General features: G+C 72.7%; 12 protein-coding genes. 9 read left to right on the top strand and 3 right to left on the bottom strand.

The window, feature by feature from the left end:
• Positions 1–10: 10 nt before the first annotated feature.
• Positions 11–1,333 carry an ABC transporter substrate-binding protein gene (locus tag AC0VYL_RS26570; protein WP_475457036.1) on the top strand — a complete coding sequence of 441 codons (1,323 nt, stop codon included), beginning with the start codon at positions 11–13 and terminating at the stop codon, positions 1,331–1,333.
• Between the two features lie 193 nt (positions 1,334–1,526).
• On the opposite strand, the gene AC0VYL_RS26565 is transcribed toward AC0VYL_RS26570, so the two are convergent.
• Entirely contained in the window at positions 1,527–2,420 is an 894-nt protein-coding gene (locus AC0VYL_RS26565) for an alpha/beta hydrolase family protein (RefSeq protein ID WP_475463270.1), read from the bottom strand.
• Between the two features lie 313 nt (positions 2,421–2,733).
• Positions 2,734–4,155, bottom strand: a complete 1,422-nt coding sequence (locus tag AC0VYL_RS26560; RefSeq protein WP_475481793.1) for a cytochrome P450 family protein — start codon at positions 4,153–4,155, stop codon at positions 2,734–2,736.
• Positions 4,156–4,533: 378 nt separating this feature from the next.
• On the opposite strand from AC0VYL_RS26560, the gene AC0VYL_RS26555 reads away from it, so the two are divergent.
• From AC0VYL_RS26555 to AC0VYL_RS26535, 5 genes are read left to right on the top strand one after another with little or no spacing between them, the layout of a single operon-like run.
• Complete coding sequence (locus AC0VYL_RS26555) at positions 4,534–5,787, top strand: SWIM zinc finger family protein (RefSeq protein ID WP_475483582.1); 1,254 nt, start codon at positions 4,534–4,536, stop codon at positions 5,785–5,787.
• Positions 5,784–7,334, top strand: a complete 1,551-nt coding sequence (locus AC0VYL_RS26550; RefSeq protein WP_475481792.1) for a DUF5691 domain-containing protein — start codon at positions 5,784–5,786, stop codon at positions 7,332–7,334. The genes AC0VYL_RS26555 and AC0VYL_RS26550 overlap by 4 nt, the downstream gene beginning before the upstream one ends.
• A 1-nt stretch (position 7,335) precedes the next feature.
• On the top strand, positions 7,336–8,457 hold the full coding sequence (locus tag AC0VYL_RS26545; RefSeq protein WP_475481791.1) for an ATP-binding protein: 1,122 nt from the start codon (positions 7,336–7,338) through the stop codon (positions 8,455–8,457).
• Positions 8,457–10,736 carry a DUF5682 family protein gene (locus AC0VYL_RS26540; protein WP_475481790.1) on the top strand — a complete coding sequence of 760 codons (2,280 nt, stop codon included), beginning with the start codon at positions 8,457–8,459 and terminating at the stop codon, positions 10,734–10,736. Before AC0VYL_RS26545 ends, AC0VYL_RS26540 begins: the two co-directional genes overlap by 1 nt.
• On the top strand, positions 10,733–11,893 hold the full coding sequence (locus tag AC0VYL_RS26535) for a VWA domain-containing protein (protein ID WP_475481789.1): 1,161 nt from the start codon (positions 10,733–10,735) through the stop codon (positions 11,891–11,893). The genes AC0VYL_RS26540 and AC0VYL_RS26535 overlap by 4 nt, the downstream gene beginning before the upstream one ends.
• 45 nt (positions 11,894–11,938) lie before the next feature.
• On the opposite strand, the gene AC0VYL_RS26530 is transcribed toward AC0VYL_RS26535, so the two are convergent.
• On the bottom strand, positions 11,939–12,373 hold the full coding sequence (locus tag AC0VYL_RS26530) for a VOC family protein (RefSeq protein ID WP_475481788.1): 435 nt from the start codon (positions 12,371–12,373) through the stop codon (positions 11,939–11,941).
• A gap of 258 nt (positions 12,374–12,631) precedes the next feature.
• Between AC0VYL_RS26530 and AC0VYL_RS26525 the strand changes: the two genes are divergently transcribed.
• The 3 genes from AC0VYL_RS26525 to AC0VYL_RS26515 all read left to right on the top strand — a co-directional run bounded on the left by AC0VYL_RS26525 (position 12,632) and on the right by AC0VYL_RS26515 (position 16,335).
• Positions 12,632–13,984, top strand: coding sequence for an MFS transporter (locus AC0VYL_RS26525; RefSeq protein WP_475483581.1), 1,353 nt, complete (start codon positions 12,632–12,634; stop codon positions 13,982–13,984).
• 157 nt (positions 13,985–14,141) lie between these two features.
• Complete coding sequence (locus AC0VYL_RS26520) at positions 14,142–14,849, top strand: Crp/Fnr family transcriptional regulator (RefSeq protein WP_475481787.1); 708 nt, start codon at positions 14,142–14,144, stop codon at positions 14,847–14,849.
• 346 nt (positions 14,850–15,195) lie between these two features.
• The gene (locus AC0VYL_RS26515; RefSeq protein WP_475481786.1) at positions 15,196–16,335 is read left to right on the top strand and encodes an FUSC family protein; all 1,140 of its coding nucleotides are present in this window, start codon (positions 15,196–15,198) and stop codon (positions 16,333–16,335) included.
• Positions 16,336–16,378 lie beyond the last annotated feature (43 nt).

Genomic DNA, 16,378 nt, shown 5'->3' with positions numbered 1-16,378 from the left:
GGAGACAACCATGCGCGAACACCGAACACGGGTCCTGTTGGCCCCGGCCCTGGCCCTGGTCATGCTGGCCGCGGCCTGCTCGGGCGCGGGCGAGGTCGGCCAGGGCGCCGACGCCGACCTGGACGTGGCCCCGGGCGTCACGGACGACGCCGTCGTCATCGGCACCCACCAACCGCTCACCGGCCCGGCCGCACCCGGCTACCTGGCGGTCTCCCAGGGAGCGGGAGCCGTGTTCGACCACGTCAACGACCAGGGCGGGGTCAACGGGAGGCGGATCGACTATCGGGTCGAGGACGACGGCTACGACCCCTCCCGGACCGTCGACGTCACCCGCCAACTGGTCATCGAGGACGAGATCTTCGCGATGGTGGGCGGCCTCGGCACACCCACCCACGGGGGTGTCATCGACTACCTCAACGACGAGGGGGTGCCCGACGTCTTCCCGGCCTCGGGCGCCCTCGCCTGGAACAACACGGAGGAGCACCCGCTCACCTACGGCTGGCAGACCGACTACACCAAGGAAGCCAAGATCCAGGGCGAGTACATCACCGAGAACTTCCCCGGGCGGGACGTCGGGTACCTGTTCCAGAACGACGACGTCGGTGAGGACTCCCAGGCCGGACTCGACCAGTACCTGTCCGACGAGGTCGTGGCCCGCGAGCACTACGAGTCGGACATCCCCGACCTCGGCTCGCAGATGGCCGAGTTGGAGAACGCCGGGGCGGAGGTGGTCGTCTGCTCCTGCATCCCGGCCTTCGTCGCGCTCGGCATGCTGGAGGCGGCCCGGATCGGCTACGAGCCCCAGTGGGTGATCTCCAGCATCGGCGGGGACACCGCCACGCTCCAGGCGCTGCTCACCGAGTTCACCGAGGACACCGACGCGGAGGGCGTCCCGGCCGACGCCTTCCTGGAGGGGGCGGTCGTGACGAGCTACATGCCGCGCGTGGAGGACGAGGACGACGAGTGGGGCCGGTTCTTCGTCGACGTGTACGAGGAGTACGGACACGGCGGACCTCCCACCAACACGCACATGTTCGGCATGACCCAGGCCGTCATGTTCGCCCAGGTCCTGAAGTCGGCGGGGGAGGACCTCACCCGCCAGTCCCTGGTCGACGCCCTGGAGACCCAGGAGTGGCAGGGCCCGGGCTTCACGCCCTTCTCCTCCAGCGAGGGTGACCACGGCGGCCACCAGGGCGTGTACGTCGTGCGGTTCGAGGCGGGCGGCGCCATCGAGATGGTGCAGGAGGCCCGGGTGACCGACCGCGGGGACGGCCCCGTCGAGGAGGTCGACTTCGAGCGGCTCTCCCCGCAGGACCTTCCCTTCCACGACTGACGTCGACCGTCGGAGCCGGAGTGCGCACGGACCGCGCGCTCCGGCTCCCTTCCGCGTCGGGGCCGGTCAGGCGGGGGCGCTGCCGCCGCGCTCCAGGGGCCCCGGGCGTGAGGGGCGGCGGACACGGGAAGGGGCCGGTGGGAGATCCCCACCGGCCCCGACCGGGTCTCACCGCGACGACCCGGCCGCCGGATCAGCCGCCGTGCGGGCAGGAGTCCCGGTAGTCGGAGAAGTCGGTGCCGATCCCCGTGCGGGGCGGCGGGCAGAGGAACTGCTCATAGCGCTCGTCGTCGTCCACGAACCGCTTGAGCCACGAGATGCCGTACTTCGCGATGGTGGTGTTGGAGACGTTCGGCGCGAAGTGGCTCGCGCCGCGCAGCTCCAGGTAGGCCCGGTCCAGGGAGCCGGGCAGGCTCTCGTACATCGGGATGGCGTGCGAGCGGACCGACGCGGTGACGTCGTTCTGGGCGCCGACGACCAGCGTGGGCGTCTGCACGCTCGACCAGTTCTTCTGCGTGTGCCAGGGGGTCAGCGGGATCGCCGCGCGCAGCTCCGGCCGCGAGTCGACGGCGGCCAGGGTGCCGCCACCGCCCATCGAGTGCCCCATGACGGCCATGCGGTCGGCGTCCACGCGGTCGCTCACCGCGCTGCTGTCGGCCAGGTAGTCCAGGGCGGCCTCCAACTGGCGGCCCCGGCTGTTCGGCTGGTCGTAGCGGGTGATGGTGTCGATGGTGAACACCACGAAGCCCTGCGAGGCGAAGCGGTGCCCGTACCAGGACATGGACGACTCGCTGGCGGTGTACCCGGGGGCGACCACCACACCGCCGAAGGTGCCCTGGGAGGTGTCGGTCGGATAGTAGATGGTTCCGCCACCGAAGCCGCTCACCAGCGAGGACACGGAGGTGGTGGCGGTGTCGAAGTGGCCGCGGGGCGCCGTGACGCTCTGCTCCGTCGGGTCCGGACCGCGTTCGTGCGGGTTGGCGGCCTGGGCCGGGGAGACGGCCGCACCCGCGCCGAACAGGGCCAGGCCCACCACCAGGGCGGACTTCGCGGCGACCGCCGCCGCCCAGGAGCGGGTGCGCGGCACCCGGGCGGTCGGGAGGGCGGGGGCGCTCCGGCGGGAGCGGGTGGTGCGGGGTACCGGCGAGGGGGACACGGGGGACAGGGGATGGTCGGTACTCACGTCGTCTTCCTTTTCTCACGCAGCGGGAATCCACGGGGCGCCGTGGACGCCACGGCTCCGTTTTCCCGTCGGTATACGCGGGAGGAACGGACGGGATTTACACCCGTTTCCGTGGGCGTGCGTTCACTATGAAGACGAAGGTGTGAACTCGCATCCGTTGAACCACCAGTGCTCGCGGCGCCCCAGTTCACGCGTTCGAAAAAGGATGGCTACCGTTTCACCGGCCCAGACCGCGCCACCAGCTGAACAGTTTCCCCAGCAGGTCCTCGGGCGGCTGCTCCTCCTCCGCCACCGCCGGGACCTGCTCCATCTCCTGGGTCAGGAGGGCGGGCGGCTCGCTCAGGCGTCCGGGCGTGAACGTGACCGGCAGCTTCCGCACCCCGTGCAGGAACGGGGAGCGCAGCAGGCGCAGCTCCTCCGGGGGCACCGAGAGCCGTAGCCCGCCCAGCCGTTCCTGGAGCACGGTCACCCCGGTCGAGGCCACCAGGCGGCCCAGAGCGCGGGCGGGGCAGCTGTGCGGACCGGCGCCGAAGGTCAGGTGGGCGCGGCTGCCGCTGGAGAGCCCGGTGTCCGGGTCCGACCTGCCGCGCCGCACGGCCGGGTCGCGGTGGGCCGCGTCGACCCCGAGGTACAGGGCGTCGCCCTTGCGGACCCGCGCGTTGCCGATCCGCACGTCCTGGAGCGCGACCCGCCCCGCCAGCAGCTGGAGGGGGCTGTCGTTCCACATGACGTGGTCCAGGAGGTCGTGCGTGGACAGGCGCGCGTCCGTGTTGGCGGAGCGGATGCGGTCGTCGGTGAGCAGGGTGCGCATCGTGTTGCCGATGAGGTGGACGGTCATCATGTGGCTGGCGCTGACCACCAGGGACGCCGCGTAGGCGACCTCCTCCTGGGTGAGGTCCGTGGAGCGTTCGAGGATCCAGCTGGTCAGGTCCTGCCCGGGCTTGCTCGCCTTGCGGGCGACCAGCCCGGCGAAGTACTGCTGGAGGCCGGTGATGGACCCCTCCGAGCGCTGGGAGTCCTCACTGAAGATGGCCGCGGTGAGGTCGTTGAGCATGTGGCCGTAGCTGTCGGGCAGGCCGAAGAGCCGGTTGGCGACCAGCGCGGGGAGCATCTGGGAGTACTCCCCGATGAGGTCGGCCTCGCCGTCCTCGACGAACCGGTCCACCAACCCGTCGGCGATCCGGTGCACGGTGCGGGCCATGGCGGTCATGTCGATCCTGGCCAGACCGTCCATGATCGGAGCGCGCAGCCGGACGTGCTCGGACCCGTCCGCGTAGAAGGCGTTGGGCAGCCAGGTCATCATCGCGACGGTGTTGTCGAGGTCGACGCGGCCCTCGGTCGCCTCGCGCCAGTTGCGGGTGTCCCGGGAGAACAGGTGCGGTTGCTGGAGGACGGCGAGGCTCTCCTGGTAGCCGAGCAGCAGCCAGGCGCGCACCCCGGGTTCCAGCTGGACCGGGACGATCGGACCCTGCCGCTCCCGCAGGTGCTGCCAGAGTTCGGCACGCCCCTCGGGCGGGGTGGGGTCGTAGAGCCGGACGTGGTCGACCGGGCACCCCTGGGTGGGGGGTCCGGAGTTCTGGGCGCCCTGGTCCGCCCCGGACCCCGTTTCCTGGGATTCACCGTGCTGAGTCGTGGTCATTTCGGGTGCGGACACCCGGAAAAAGGTTCGCGGGGCCGCTTCCCTCCCTTCGAGGAGACGTGGCACTGGCGTGGTGACGGGAAGGGGGAAGCGGGAGATCCCGAAATCGCTTCGGGGCGGCGGCCGGGGATCGAGCCAACCTGGTCGTGGCATTCTAGGATCGTCGACACCGGATTTTCAACAGGAACGGATTATCTGGGTCGCCCCCTTTGTTATCGACGATTGTTTTATCTTGTTTGTCCCGTCCTGGGTGACTGTCCAGAGGGTCCCGGATTGTCAGTGGTGCTCCCTAGAGTTACCTGTGTGAGCGATCGATGGAGTACCGACGAAGTCTGGGCTCTGGCTCCGGACCCCTCTTCACACAAGGCCGCTCTCAAGGTGGCCAAGGCGGGATCGTGGCCCCAGAGCGGAGTGGTCGCCGCCGACGGCGGCGGCACCTCGGCCGTCTGGGGTGAGTGCAAGGGGAGCGGGAGCAAGCCCTATCTGGCGGCAGCACACCTGGACGGGGACAAGGGCCCCGCCTACAAGTGCAGCTGCCCCAGCCGCAAGATCCCCTGCAAGCACGTCCTGGCCCTACTCTCCCTGTGGAGCCAGGGCACGGTGGCCGAGCGCGAGGACCGGCCCGAATGGGTCACCGCGTGGCTCTCCGGCCGGGTGGCCCGCCAGGAGCGCGCGAGCGCCGCCGCCTCGGCGCCGGTCGACCCGGAGAAGGCCGCCGCCACCCTGCGCGCCAGGGAGCGTTCGGTCACCGCCGGGCTGGAGGAGCTCCGCCTGTGGCTGCACGACCAGGTGGACGGCGGCCTCGCGGAGGTTTCCCAACTCGGCTACGGGCACTGGGACCGTATGGCCAAACGCCTGGTGGACGCCAAGGCGGGCGGTGCCGCCACCCTGGTCACCCAGCTGCCCCAGAACGTCGGGGCCGACGGCTGGACGAACCGCCTCCTGGAACGCCTGGGCATGCTGCACCTGCTGGTCGACGGCTACCTCGCCGGTGAGGGCGGTGACGACCCCCGGACCCGCGCGGTGCTCCGCTCCCGCGTGGGGATCGCCACCCGCGCCGAGGAGGTTCTGTCCAGCGGGGAGCGGGTCCGGGACACCTGGCGGGTGCTCGGCCACCGCGACGCCCTCACCCCGGACCGCATGCGCGGCCGCCGCCAGTGGCTGCACGGCGCGACGACCGGCCGCCACGCCCTCTCCCTCACCTTCGCCCGGCCCACCGAGACCCCCGACTCCGCCTTCCGCCCCGGTACCGAGTTCGAGGGCGAACTCGCCTTCCACCCGGACGGCCGCCGCGCGGTCCGGGTCGGCAAGGGAGACGAGGCCGCCCCGGCCACGCCCCCGCCCGGGGGCACCGTCGAGCAGGCCCTGGACTCCTTCGCCGCGGCCCTGGCCGGGGACCCGTGGCTGGAGGCCTGGCCGGTGGTGCTGGAGAACGCGGTCCCCGCCCGTGCCGAGGGCTGGCACCTGGCCGACCCCACCGGGGCCTCCCTCCCCCTGACCGGAGGCGAGCTGTGGCGGTTCCTCGCCGCCACCGGCGGACGCCCCGCCACCATCGCCGCCGAGTGGTCGCCGGACACCGGCCTGAGCCCCATGACCCTGTGGGACGCCGACGGAAAGGCAGTCGCCCTGTGAACCCGACCCCTCCCGACCCCGCCGGGTCGGCCTCCCCCGAGACCCCCTCCTGGGACCGGCTGGTCTCCACCGCGCTGGTCGGCACCGCCCGACGCGCCGTCCCGGACCTGCCCGACCTGCCCCGGGGCACCCGTGACGGCGCCGCCGGGCTGCTGGACCTGGTCGCCCTGGACGCCGTGCGCACCCGCGCCGGGTACACGGCACACACGGCGGAACCCGTCACCCCCGACGCCCCCGACACCCGTCCCGAGGTCGGACCGGCCGCCGACCACCGGCTGGCCGTCCTCCTCGCCAGCCGCTCCGAACTCCTCCCCGAGTGGCTGGAGCACGCCGCCCGGGGCGGGCGCCGGGTCAGCCACGTCCACATCCCCGAGCTGCTGGAACGCGCCTCCCGGGACAGCTCGCTGCGCCCCCTGGTCGCCTCCGTCGTCGGTGACCGGGGCACCTGGCTGGCCACCCACAACGGCGCGTGGTCGTTCATCGCCCGGGAACCCCTGCCCACCGACGTCCACACCGACGCCGCCTGGCACGAGGGCACCCCCGCCCAGCGCCGCCGGTCCCTGTTCGCCCTGCGCGCCACCGACCCGGCGGCCGCCCGCGACCTGCTCTCCGAGGCCCTGCCCAAGGAGAGCAGGGGAGAGGAGCGGCGCGGCCTCCTGGAGACCCTGGCCGTCAACCTCGGACCGGACGACGAGGCGGTGCTGGACCGGGCCCTGGACGACCGCGGCGCCAACGTGCGCGGCCTCGCCCTGGCCCTGCTCACCCGGCTGCCGGACAGCGCCCACGCGCACCGGCTCCGCGCGCACCTCCGCGCCCACCTGGGACGCGACCAGGGGCCGCCGCGCGCCGTGGACGTCGTCGACATGGCCGTCCCGACCGCCGAACGGCTCCGCGACCTCGCCCTGGTGGCGCCGAAGGAGCGGCCGGAGACCCGTCGCGCCCGCTGGGAACTCGGCCGCGTCCTGATCACCCACGCGCCGCTGGACACCTGGACCGCGTTCCTGGACACCGACCCGGCGGGGGTCCTCGACCTGGCCGAGGACGAGCAGGACCTGCGCGAGGCGCTGGCCGACGCGGTCTGCCTCCAGGCCGACCCCGTGTGGGCCCGCGCCCTCCTCGACCACCCCCGGAGCGGGCTGGCCCAGCTGCTCGGCGCCCAGGGCCGGAACCGGCACTGGCCGCGCACCCGGGAGCTGCTGGCCGCACTGCCGGTCGAGGAGCGGTGCGACCGGGTCGTGGCCGCACTCGGCTCCGACGGGAACGGCCCGGCCCTCGGCGGGAGCGACGTCCTCGGCCAGGTCCTGCACGCGGTCGACGCCCCGTGGACCCGCCCGCTCTCCGACGCGGTCGTGCGCCGCCTCACCGGCCCGATCACCACCCGTGACTCACGCGGCTACCGCTTCCTCTGCGAGGCCGCCGCCGAGCACATGCCGCCCGAACACCTCGACCTCCTGCCCAGGGAACCACCCCACGAGGAGGAGGGACCCTCCTACCTCCGCCTCCGCGACACCCTCCGATTCCGGCTCGACATGCACAGGGAGCTCTAAGTTGACCACCTCCGCCACCGGCTCTGGCCTCAGCACCGACACGGCCAGCGCACTGCGCCCGCACGCCGAGCAGACGTACGCCGCCGAGCTCGAGGCCCTGGCCCAGGCCGACGACCGCCAGCGTCCCCCCGGCTGGCGGCTCTCCCCGTGGGCGGTCACCCGGTACCTGCTGGGCACCACCCTCGACGACGGCACCGAGATCACGCCCAAGTACATCGGCTCGCGCCGCGTGGTCGAGGTGGCCGTGGCCACCCTGGCCACCGACCGCGCACTGCTGCTCATCGGGGTCCCCGGCACCGCCAAGACCTGGCTCTCCGAACACCTCGCGGCGGCGGTCTCCGGCGACTCCACCCTGCTGGTCCAGGGCACCGCCGGGACCTCCGAGGAGGCGGTCCGGTACGGCTGGAACTACGCGCGCCTGCTCGCCGAGGGTCCCTCGGAGGCCGCGCTCGTCCCCAGCCCGGTGATGACCGCCATGGCGCGCGGCACGATCGGCCGCATCGAGGAACTCACCCGCATGCCCTCGGACGTGCAGGACGGCCTCATCACCGTGCTGTCGGAGAAGGCCCTGCCCGTCGCGGAACTCGGCGTGGAGGTGCAGGCCCAGCGCGGGTTCAACATCATCGCCACCGCCAACGACCGCGACCGGGGAGTCAACGACCTCTCCAGCGCGCTGCGCCGCCGCTTCAACACCGTGGTGCTGCCCGTGCCGGACAGCGCCGAGGACGAGGTCCGCATCGTCACCCAGCGGGTGGAGCAGCTGGGCCGCTCCCTGGAGCTGCCCGAGGTGCCCACCAGCCTCACCGAGATCCAGCGCGTGGTCACCGTCTTCCGCGAGCTGCGCTCCGGGGTCACCGAGGACAACACCACGAAGGTCAAGTCGCCCAGCGGCACCCTGAGCACCGCCGAGGCGATCTCCGTGATCACCAACGGCATCGCGCTCGCCGCGCACTTCGGTGACGGTCAGCTGCGCCCCGCCGACGTCGCCGCGGGAATCCAGGGCGCCGTCGTCCAGGACCGCGTCTCCGACGGCGTGGTCTGGCGCGAGTACCTGGAGACCGTCGCCCGCGAACGCGACGGCTGGGGCGACTTCTACCGCGCCTGCCGCGAGGTGGGCGCCTGATGGGACGACCCCGACAGGGCACCGACAAGGTCAGTGTCCTCGGTGTCCGCCACCACGGTCCGGGTTCGGCCCGGGCCGTGGCGGCCGCCCTGGACGAGATCAAGCCCGACATCGTACTGATCGAGGGGCCGCCCGAGGCCGACGCGATCACCTCCCTGGTGGGCGGCCTGGAACCACCGGTGGCGCTGCTCGTCCACCTGGCCGACACCCCCAAGGCGGGGACGGCACGGTCCCGGGAGGGCTGGGGGTTCTGGCCGTTCGCGTCCTTCTCCCCGGAGTGGGCCGCCCTGGTCCACGCCCACGGACGCGGTGTTCCGGTGCGCTTCTGCGACCTGCCCGCCTCCCACACGCTCGCGGAGCGGATCGAACGGGCGGAGGCCGCCGAGCAGGAGAGCGGACCGAAGGAGCCCTCCCCGAGCGAACCCGCCAGGGTCCGGACCGACCCCCTCGGGGTGCTCGCGGAGGCCGCCGGGTATGACGACGCCGAACGCTGGTGGGACGACGTCGTGGAGCAGCGCGGCGACGGCGAGCCCTCGCCCTTCCCCGCGATCACCGACGCGATGGCGGCCGTCCGCGCCGAGGCCGGCCCCGAGACCGGCCGCGACGCGCGCCGCGAGGCGTACATGCGCCAGACCCTGCGCGCCGTGCTCAAGGAGGGGTACGAGCGGGTGGCCGTGGTGTGCGGAGCCTGGCACGCACCGGCCCTGCGCGACCTCTACGACCACCCCGTCAAGGACGACGCCGCCCTGCTCCGGGGGCTGCCCAAGGTGAAGACCACCGCCACCTGGGTGCCGTGGACGCACGGGCGGCTCGCCACCGCCAGCGGCTACGGCGCCGGGGTGACCTCACCCGGCTGGTACCACCACCTGTTCACCTCGCCCGACCTGCCGATCCACCGGTGGCTCACGGAGGCCGCCCGGCTCCTGCGCGACGAGGGCCAGCCGGTCTCCTCCTCGCACGTGATCGAGGGGGTCCGGCTCGCCGAGAGCCTCGCCGTGCTGCGGGGACGGCCGCTGGCCGGGATCGACGAGGTCTCCGAAGCGGTCACCGCCGTCCTCTGCGAGGGCGAACAGACCCGGGCCGCCCTGGTCCACGGGCGGATGGTGATCGGTGAACGCCTCGGCTCGGTGCCCGCCGACACCCCCATGGTGCCGTTGCAGCGCGACCTCATGGCCGCGCAGAAGCGGCTCCGCCTCAAGCCCGAGGCCTTCGACCGCGACCTCGACCTCGACCTGCGCAAGGAGAGCCAGCGCGAACGCAGCGTCCTGCTGCACCGGCTGCGCGTGCTCGGGATCGAATGGGGTGTGCCGCGCGCCTCCGAACACCACGCGAAGGGAACCTTCCGGGAGTCCTGGCGGCTGCGCTGGGACCCCGACATGGACGTGGCGCTGATCGAGGCCGCGCCCTGGGGGACCACCGTGGCCTCGGCGGCCACCGCCCGCGTGGTGGAGGTCGCCGCCGACGCGGAACTGCCCACCCTGACGGCGCTCACCGAACAGTGCCTGCTCGCGGAGCTCGGTGACGCGCTGCCGGACGTGCTCGCCCTGCTCACCGACCGCGCGGCCACCGACAGCGACATCACCCACCTGATGGCCGCGCTGCCGCCACTGGCTCGCGCGGCCCGGTACGGGGACGTGCGCGGGACCGACGGCGCGCACCTGCGCGCCGTCGCCCTGCAGATCCTGGCCCGGGTGTGCGTGGGCCTGGCCCCGGCCGTACGCGGGCTGGACGACGACGCGGCGGCCCGGTTCGTCACGTCGATCGACCAGACGCACGCCGCCGCCTCCCTCCTGGACGAGGAGGCACGGGGCTGGACCGAGGCGCTGGAGGCACTGGCCGGGCGCGACCAGGTCCCGGGGCGGATCGCCGGAAGGGTCAACCGCATCCTCGCGGACGCGGGCCGCATCCCCACCGAGGAGCTGCACCGCAGGCTCGGACTGACGATGTCACCCGGCACCGAACCCACCCGCGCCGCCGCCTGGCTGGAGGGCTTCCTCCAGGGAAGCGGGCTGATCCTGGTCCACGACGAGCGGTTGCTCGGCCTCATCGACACGTGGCTGCTCAGCCTGTCCGAGGAACGGTTCGTCGCGGTCCTGCCGCTGCTGCGCCGCACCTTCGGGGCCTTCGGCTCGGCCGAACGCCAGGAGATCGGCACCGCCGTCACCCGGGCGGACGGCGGCCGCACCACCACGGCGCGCGTACGCCGCCCCGTCGACACCCGCCGCGCCGCCCCGGCGGTGGCCGCCGTGGCGGCACTACTCGAAAGGAGCCGCGCGTGAGCACGGAGACCACCGAACGCGCCCGCCGCTGGCGCCTGGTCCTGGGCGCGCCGTCCCAGTGCGCGACCCTGGCCGGGGCCGACCAGACCATGGACGCCGCGCTGGCCGCCCTGTACAACAAGCGCGACCGCTCCACGACCTCGGGAGACGAGCGCGGCGCGGACCTGAGCGGTTCGGCGCCCCGCGTCGCCCGCTGGCTGGGCGACATCCGGGAGTACTTCCCGTCCACGGTGGTGCAGGTGATGCAGTCCGACGCCATGGACCGCCTGGGCCTGCACCAGCTCCTCCTGGAACCGGAGATGATGGAGGCCGTCGAGCCCGACGTGCACCTGGTCGGGACCCTGCTCTCCCTCAACCGGGTGATGCCCGCCGAGGCGAGGGAGAGCGCCCGGGCCATCGTGCGCCGGGTGGTCGACGACCTGGAGCGAAGGGTCGCGCAGAAGACCCGGTCGGTGATCCGGGGGGCGATCGACCGCTCCGCGCGCACGCACCGCCCCCGCCGCGTCGCGGACATCGACTGGAACGCCACCATCCGGCGCAACCTGGCGCACTACCTGCCCGAGCACAACACGGTCATCCCGCAGACCCTCGTGGGGTACGGCCGCCGCAGCCAGGGTGTGCAGAAGGACGTGGTCCTGGCCATCGACCAGAGCGGATCGATGGCCTCCTCGGTGGTCTACGCGAGCGTGTTCGGCGCCGTCCTGGCGTCCATGAGCACCCTCAGGACGTCCCTGGTCGTCTTCGACACCGCCGTCGTCGACCTCACCGACCAGCTCACCGACCCGGTGGAGGTCCTCTTCGGCACCCAGCTCGGCGGCGGTACCAACATCAACAAGGCCATCGCCTACAGCCAGACGCTCATCGACCGCCCGCAGGACTCGATCTTCGTCCTGATCAGCGACCTCTACGAGGGCGGCGTCCGCGCCGAGATGCTGCGACGGGTGGCCGCCATGAAGTCCGCGGGCGTGCAGGTGGTGGTCCTGCTGGCCCTCTCCGACGAGGGGGCGCCCTTCTACGACCGCCAGAACGCGTCGGCCCTCGCGGACCTCGGCGTCCCGGCGTTCGCCTGCACCCCCGACGCCTTCCCTGAGCTCATGGCCGCGGCCATCCAGGGCCAGCCCCTGGACGCCTGGGTCGACAGGCACCTCGACGAGTGATCCGACCCCGGGCGGGGCCGAACCCCCTGCGGACCCGCCCGGCACTCAGTCCAGGCAGAACTCGTTGCCCTCGATGTCCCGCATCACGATGCAGGACTCGTTGAACCCGTCGGCGCGCATGACGCGGACGCACTCGGCGCCGAGCGCCTCCAGCCGCTCGCGCTCGGCCTGGAGCGTGGAGAGGCGTTCGTCCCCGACGAGACCGGTACCGACACGCACGTCGAGGTGCACCCGGTTCTTGACGGTCTTGCCCTCGGGGACGCGCTGGAAGAACAGGCGGGGACCCTTGCCCGAGGGATCGACGCAGGCGAACGCGGAATCCTGCTGCTCGGGCGGGAGCGCGCGGTTGAACTCGTCCCAGTCGGCGAACCCCTCCGGGGGCGGTGGCACGACGTACCCCAGCACCTCGCACCAGAACCGTGCCACGCGCTCGGGATTCGCGCAGTCGAAGGTGACTTGGAACTCTCTGATGGTGGTCATCGACCCACCCTAGACCGCGGACCCCCGCACGCCCAGGGAATATCACTGGCCCCGGGGGAGCGGTTCGGGTTAGCCTGCGACCATGCCGCTCGCGAAAGAGCTGGCCGCCCTCTAGCGGCGGCCTGATCCCTCACAGTTCCGACCGCCGCATCAGCTTCCATGCCGGTGCGGTCCCTCGGGCTGCCCGGTGTCCATCTCTCCACACCGGACGTACCCGTGAACACTTCCCTGTCCACAGGCAGAGGCGGCGGCACCATCGTGCTCGTCACCGTCCTGCTCTCCACCCTCCTCCTCCCGCTGGCCCTGACCGGGGCCTCGGTCGCGCTGCCCGACATCCAAAGCGACCTGGGCGTGGGGCTCACCTCCGCGCAGTGGGTGGTCAACTCCTACAACGCCTGTTTCGCCGCCTTCCTCGTCAGCGCCGGGTCGATCGCGGACGCGGTCGGACGCCGCCGGGTCTACGCCTTCGGCGTGGTCCTGTTCTTCGCGAGCGGTCTGCTGAGCCTGCTCGTCCAGGACATCGGGGCGCTGGTGGCCCTGCGCGCCCTGGGCGGCGTGGGCGCGGCCGCCGCCGTGGCCGGAGGCGGCTCCATGCTCGCCCTGGCCTTCGAGGGACCGGCGCGTGCGAGGGCCTTCGGGCTGCTCGGGACCGTGCTGGGCGCCGGAACCGCCTTCGGCCCCGCCGTGGCCGGACTGCTGGTCGAGAACCTGGGCTGGCGGTTCGCCTTCGCCGGGCCCGCCCTGGTGGCCGGTGCGGTCCTGCTGCTGGTGACGCGGGTCCCCGCGATGCGCGGCGACGGGCGACCCGTGGACTGGCTCGGCGGAGCCCTGTTCACCGCCGCCCTGCTGACCCTGATCGGCGGCCTGGTCGAGGGCCCCGGCCGAGGTGTGCCGGTGCTGGCCGGGTTCCTCGCCGTCTCGGCGGCCCTGTTCGGCCTCTTCACCGTGGTGGAGCGCCGCCGGGAGGAACCCCTGGTCGACCTCGGCCTGCTCGCCAACCGCCGGTTCGTGGCCTACGCGCTGGCCGCCGCGACCTTCATGTCGGTGCTGGTGCCGTTGCTGGTGTACCTGCCGTCCTACCTGATCAACGTGGTCGGCCTCGGTGCGGGCACGGCGGGGTTGTGGCTGCTGCTCCTCACCGTCCCCACCCTGGTGCTGCCCACCGTGGGCGCCGAACTGGCCAACCGGTTCCCGCCCACGGCGGTGGTCGTCGGCGCTCTCCTCCTGCTGGGGGCGGGTGTCCTCGGCTTCACCACGCTGGGCCCCGACTCCACCCCGTGGACGGTTCTGCTGCCGTTCCTACTGGTCGGAACGGGTGTGGGCCTCACCGGAGGGATGATCGACGGTCTGGGGCTGGGCGCCGTCCCGCCGGAGCGGGTGGGCACCGCGGCCGGGGTGTTCAACGCGACCCGGCTCAGCCTGGAGACCGTCTCCATCGCGATCGTCGGCGCGGCCCTGGCGGTCCTCACCGGCGGTGAGCTGGTCGGTGCCGCCTTCACCGGGGCCCTGCACGGCGTCGCGCTGGCGCTGGGCGGGTTCGCGCTGCTGGTGGTGGTCGCGGTCCTCGCCCTGACCCGGGCACCGCGCCCACGGGTCACTGTCGGGTCCTAGGTGGTCCCGGGGCCCGGCGCCGTGGCGCGCCCGGGCCCCGGCCCGCGGCGGCCCGAACTCGGGCACGGCCGGAAAACAAGATCCTCCGATTTCGTGCTTCTCCGGCGGAACTGGGTACCACCTGGGCATCGTTGTGGGGATGATCGGAGGACGACGCATGACCGACTGGCCGCCGGGCAGCTTCATGTCCAGGCTCGGTCCCCGGGCCGTGGACCGTCTCCTGACGCTCGCGCCGCCACGGCACATCCCCGCCAACCGGGTCCTCATCGCCCAGGGCGACGCCGAGGAACAGGTCATGCTCCTGAGCCCGCCGGAGAACGGCACCCCGGCGGACCCCGCGTGCGTCAAGATCACGTCGGTGCTGCGCAACGGCACCGAGGCGATGTTCGGCATCCGCAGGTGGGGCGACCTCGTGGGCGAGCTGGGCATGTTCCGGGACGCACGGCCCAGCGCCACGGTCACCTCGTGCGCCCCGCACACGATCCGGATCTACCCGCACCAGGTCTTCGAGGTGTTCCTGGAGGAGCACCCCGACGCGTGGCGGGCGATGCTCGCCGTGATGGGGGAGCGTCAGGAGTGCGCGGACCGCCAGCGGGCCGAGTTCGCGGGCTACGAGGTGGAGGCCCGGGTGGCGCGCATCCTGGTCGACATGGCGCGGCGCCACGGTGTGCCCACGGACGAGGGCGTCCATCTGGGGGTGCGGCTCTCCCACACGGACCTGGGCAAACTCGTCGGAGCGCGCACGGACGCGGTGGGCAACGCGATCCGGCGCTTCCGCTCCGAGGGCATCCTGATCACCAGCTACCGGCGCGTGGTGATCGTGGACATGGAGCGCCTGAACGGTGTCTTCGAATCCGCTTTGTGACCCTTTTTGTCCTGAATTACCGATTGATCGGTGGTCCGACGGTCACCGTAGGCGACAGACTTCTCCTGGGCATCACGCCCAACCTCTCGCTCCGCACGTCAGCGCCCTCTCCTCCGGTGCCCTCCCCCTGTGCGGAGAGGAGTGGTCGGGCTGCCGGAGTGGTGAGGACGGCACCATTCCGGCAGCTACCCCCCGTCTCCACACCGCCCCGGTGGCCGTCCCCCTGCCACCGGGGATCTTCCTGTCCCCCGGGCGGACGATCCGCTCCTCCGACGCGAACCGATAACCGACGCTCCCAAGGGGAACGACGGTTACGGTATGTGCTCACAGGAGAACGGAGACGAGGATGTTCCAGGGGCTGCGCGACAGGGTCAGGCGTGCCCGACAACGGCGCGGGTTCGAGCGTGAGACCGCCGTCGTCATCCTCAAGTGCACCATCGCGGCCACCCTCGCCTGGGTCGTCGGCACCCAGCTCGGAGCCTCCAGCCAGGTCGGGTTCGCCCCCTTCACCGCCCTCCTCGTGGTCCGTCCGAGCGTGTACGGTTCCGTCCTCCAGTCGGGCCGCTACATGGCGGCGGTCTTCGCGGGGGCCCTGCTCGCCGGGCTGGCCGGACTGACGGTCGGCGCCCAGCTGTGGTCGTTCACCCTGCTGCTCCTGATCGCCCTGGTCGCGGGGCAGGCCGGGTTCTTCGGCAGTCAGGGCGTGCAGCTGCCGGTGGTCGCCGCCTTCGCGCTCGCGGGCGGCACCGCCGAGAGCGCCATGGACCTCGGGTACCTCCTGCTGATGGTCCTGGTCGGCGCCGCCTCGGCCCTGGTCACCAACACGCTCCTCGCCCCGGCCATCCGGTTCCGGGACGCGGAGAACGCGGTACGGGACCTCGCGGACGGCCTCCGCTCCCTGACCGGGGAGATGGCCGAGGGGCTGCGCGAGGGCTGCGCGGGCCTGGACCTGGACCACTGGGTGCGAGCCTCGGACGGGCTCGACGGGTCCGTCCGCAACGCCCAGGAGGCGGTCCGACGCCAGGAGGACCGGACCCGGCTCAACCCCCGGCGGCTGGTCTCCGGCACCCGCACCGACCCCCGCGACCTGGACACCTACGGGGAGTGGATCTCCGCGCTGAGCCGGGCCTCCCGGCACGTGCAGTCCCTCGTCCGCACCCTGCGCACCACCACGCGACGCGCCAGCCGCTTCCCGGAACCCGACGACGCCTTCCTGAGGGAGTTCGCGCCGCTGGTGTCCCGGGCCTCGGACGTCTTCCAGGCGGTGCACGACTCTGAGGAGACCGGGAACATGGCCGCCTCCGCCGGCCTCCGGGAGAGGGTCGAGGACGCGCTGCGCCTGGTGGACGAGGAACGCGACGCTCTGCGCGAGCGCTGGGACGACCGGAACTGGCCGGTCTACAGCGCCCTGATCACCGACGTCGAGCGGATCTTCGAGGAGATCCACCAGGGGCAGGAGAACTCCGAACGCCGCGACGGCCGCTGATCCCGGCCCGGAGGGCGTACGCGCGCGCCGAACGGGCAGGGTT

The sequence above is a fragment of the Nocardiopsis sp. iso_238 genome, from assembly GCF_056173325.1.
This window is presented reverse-complemented; position numbering and strand designations above follow the sequence as displayed.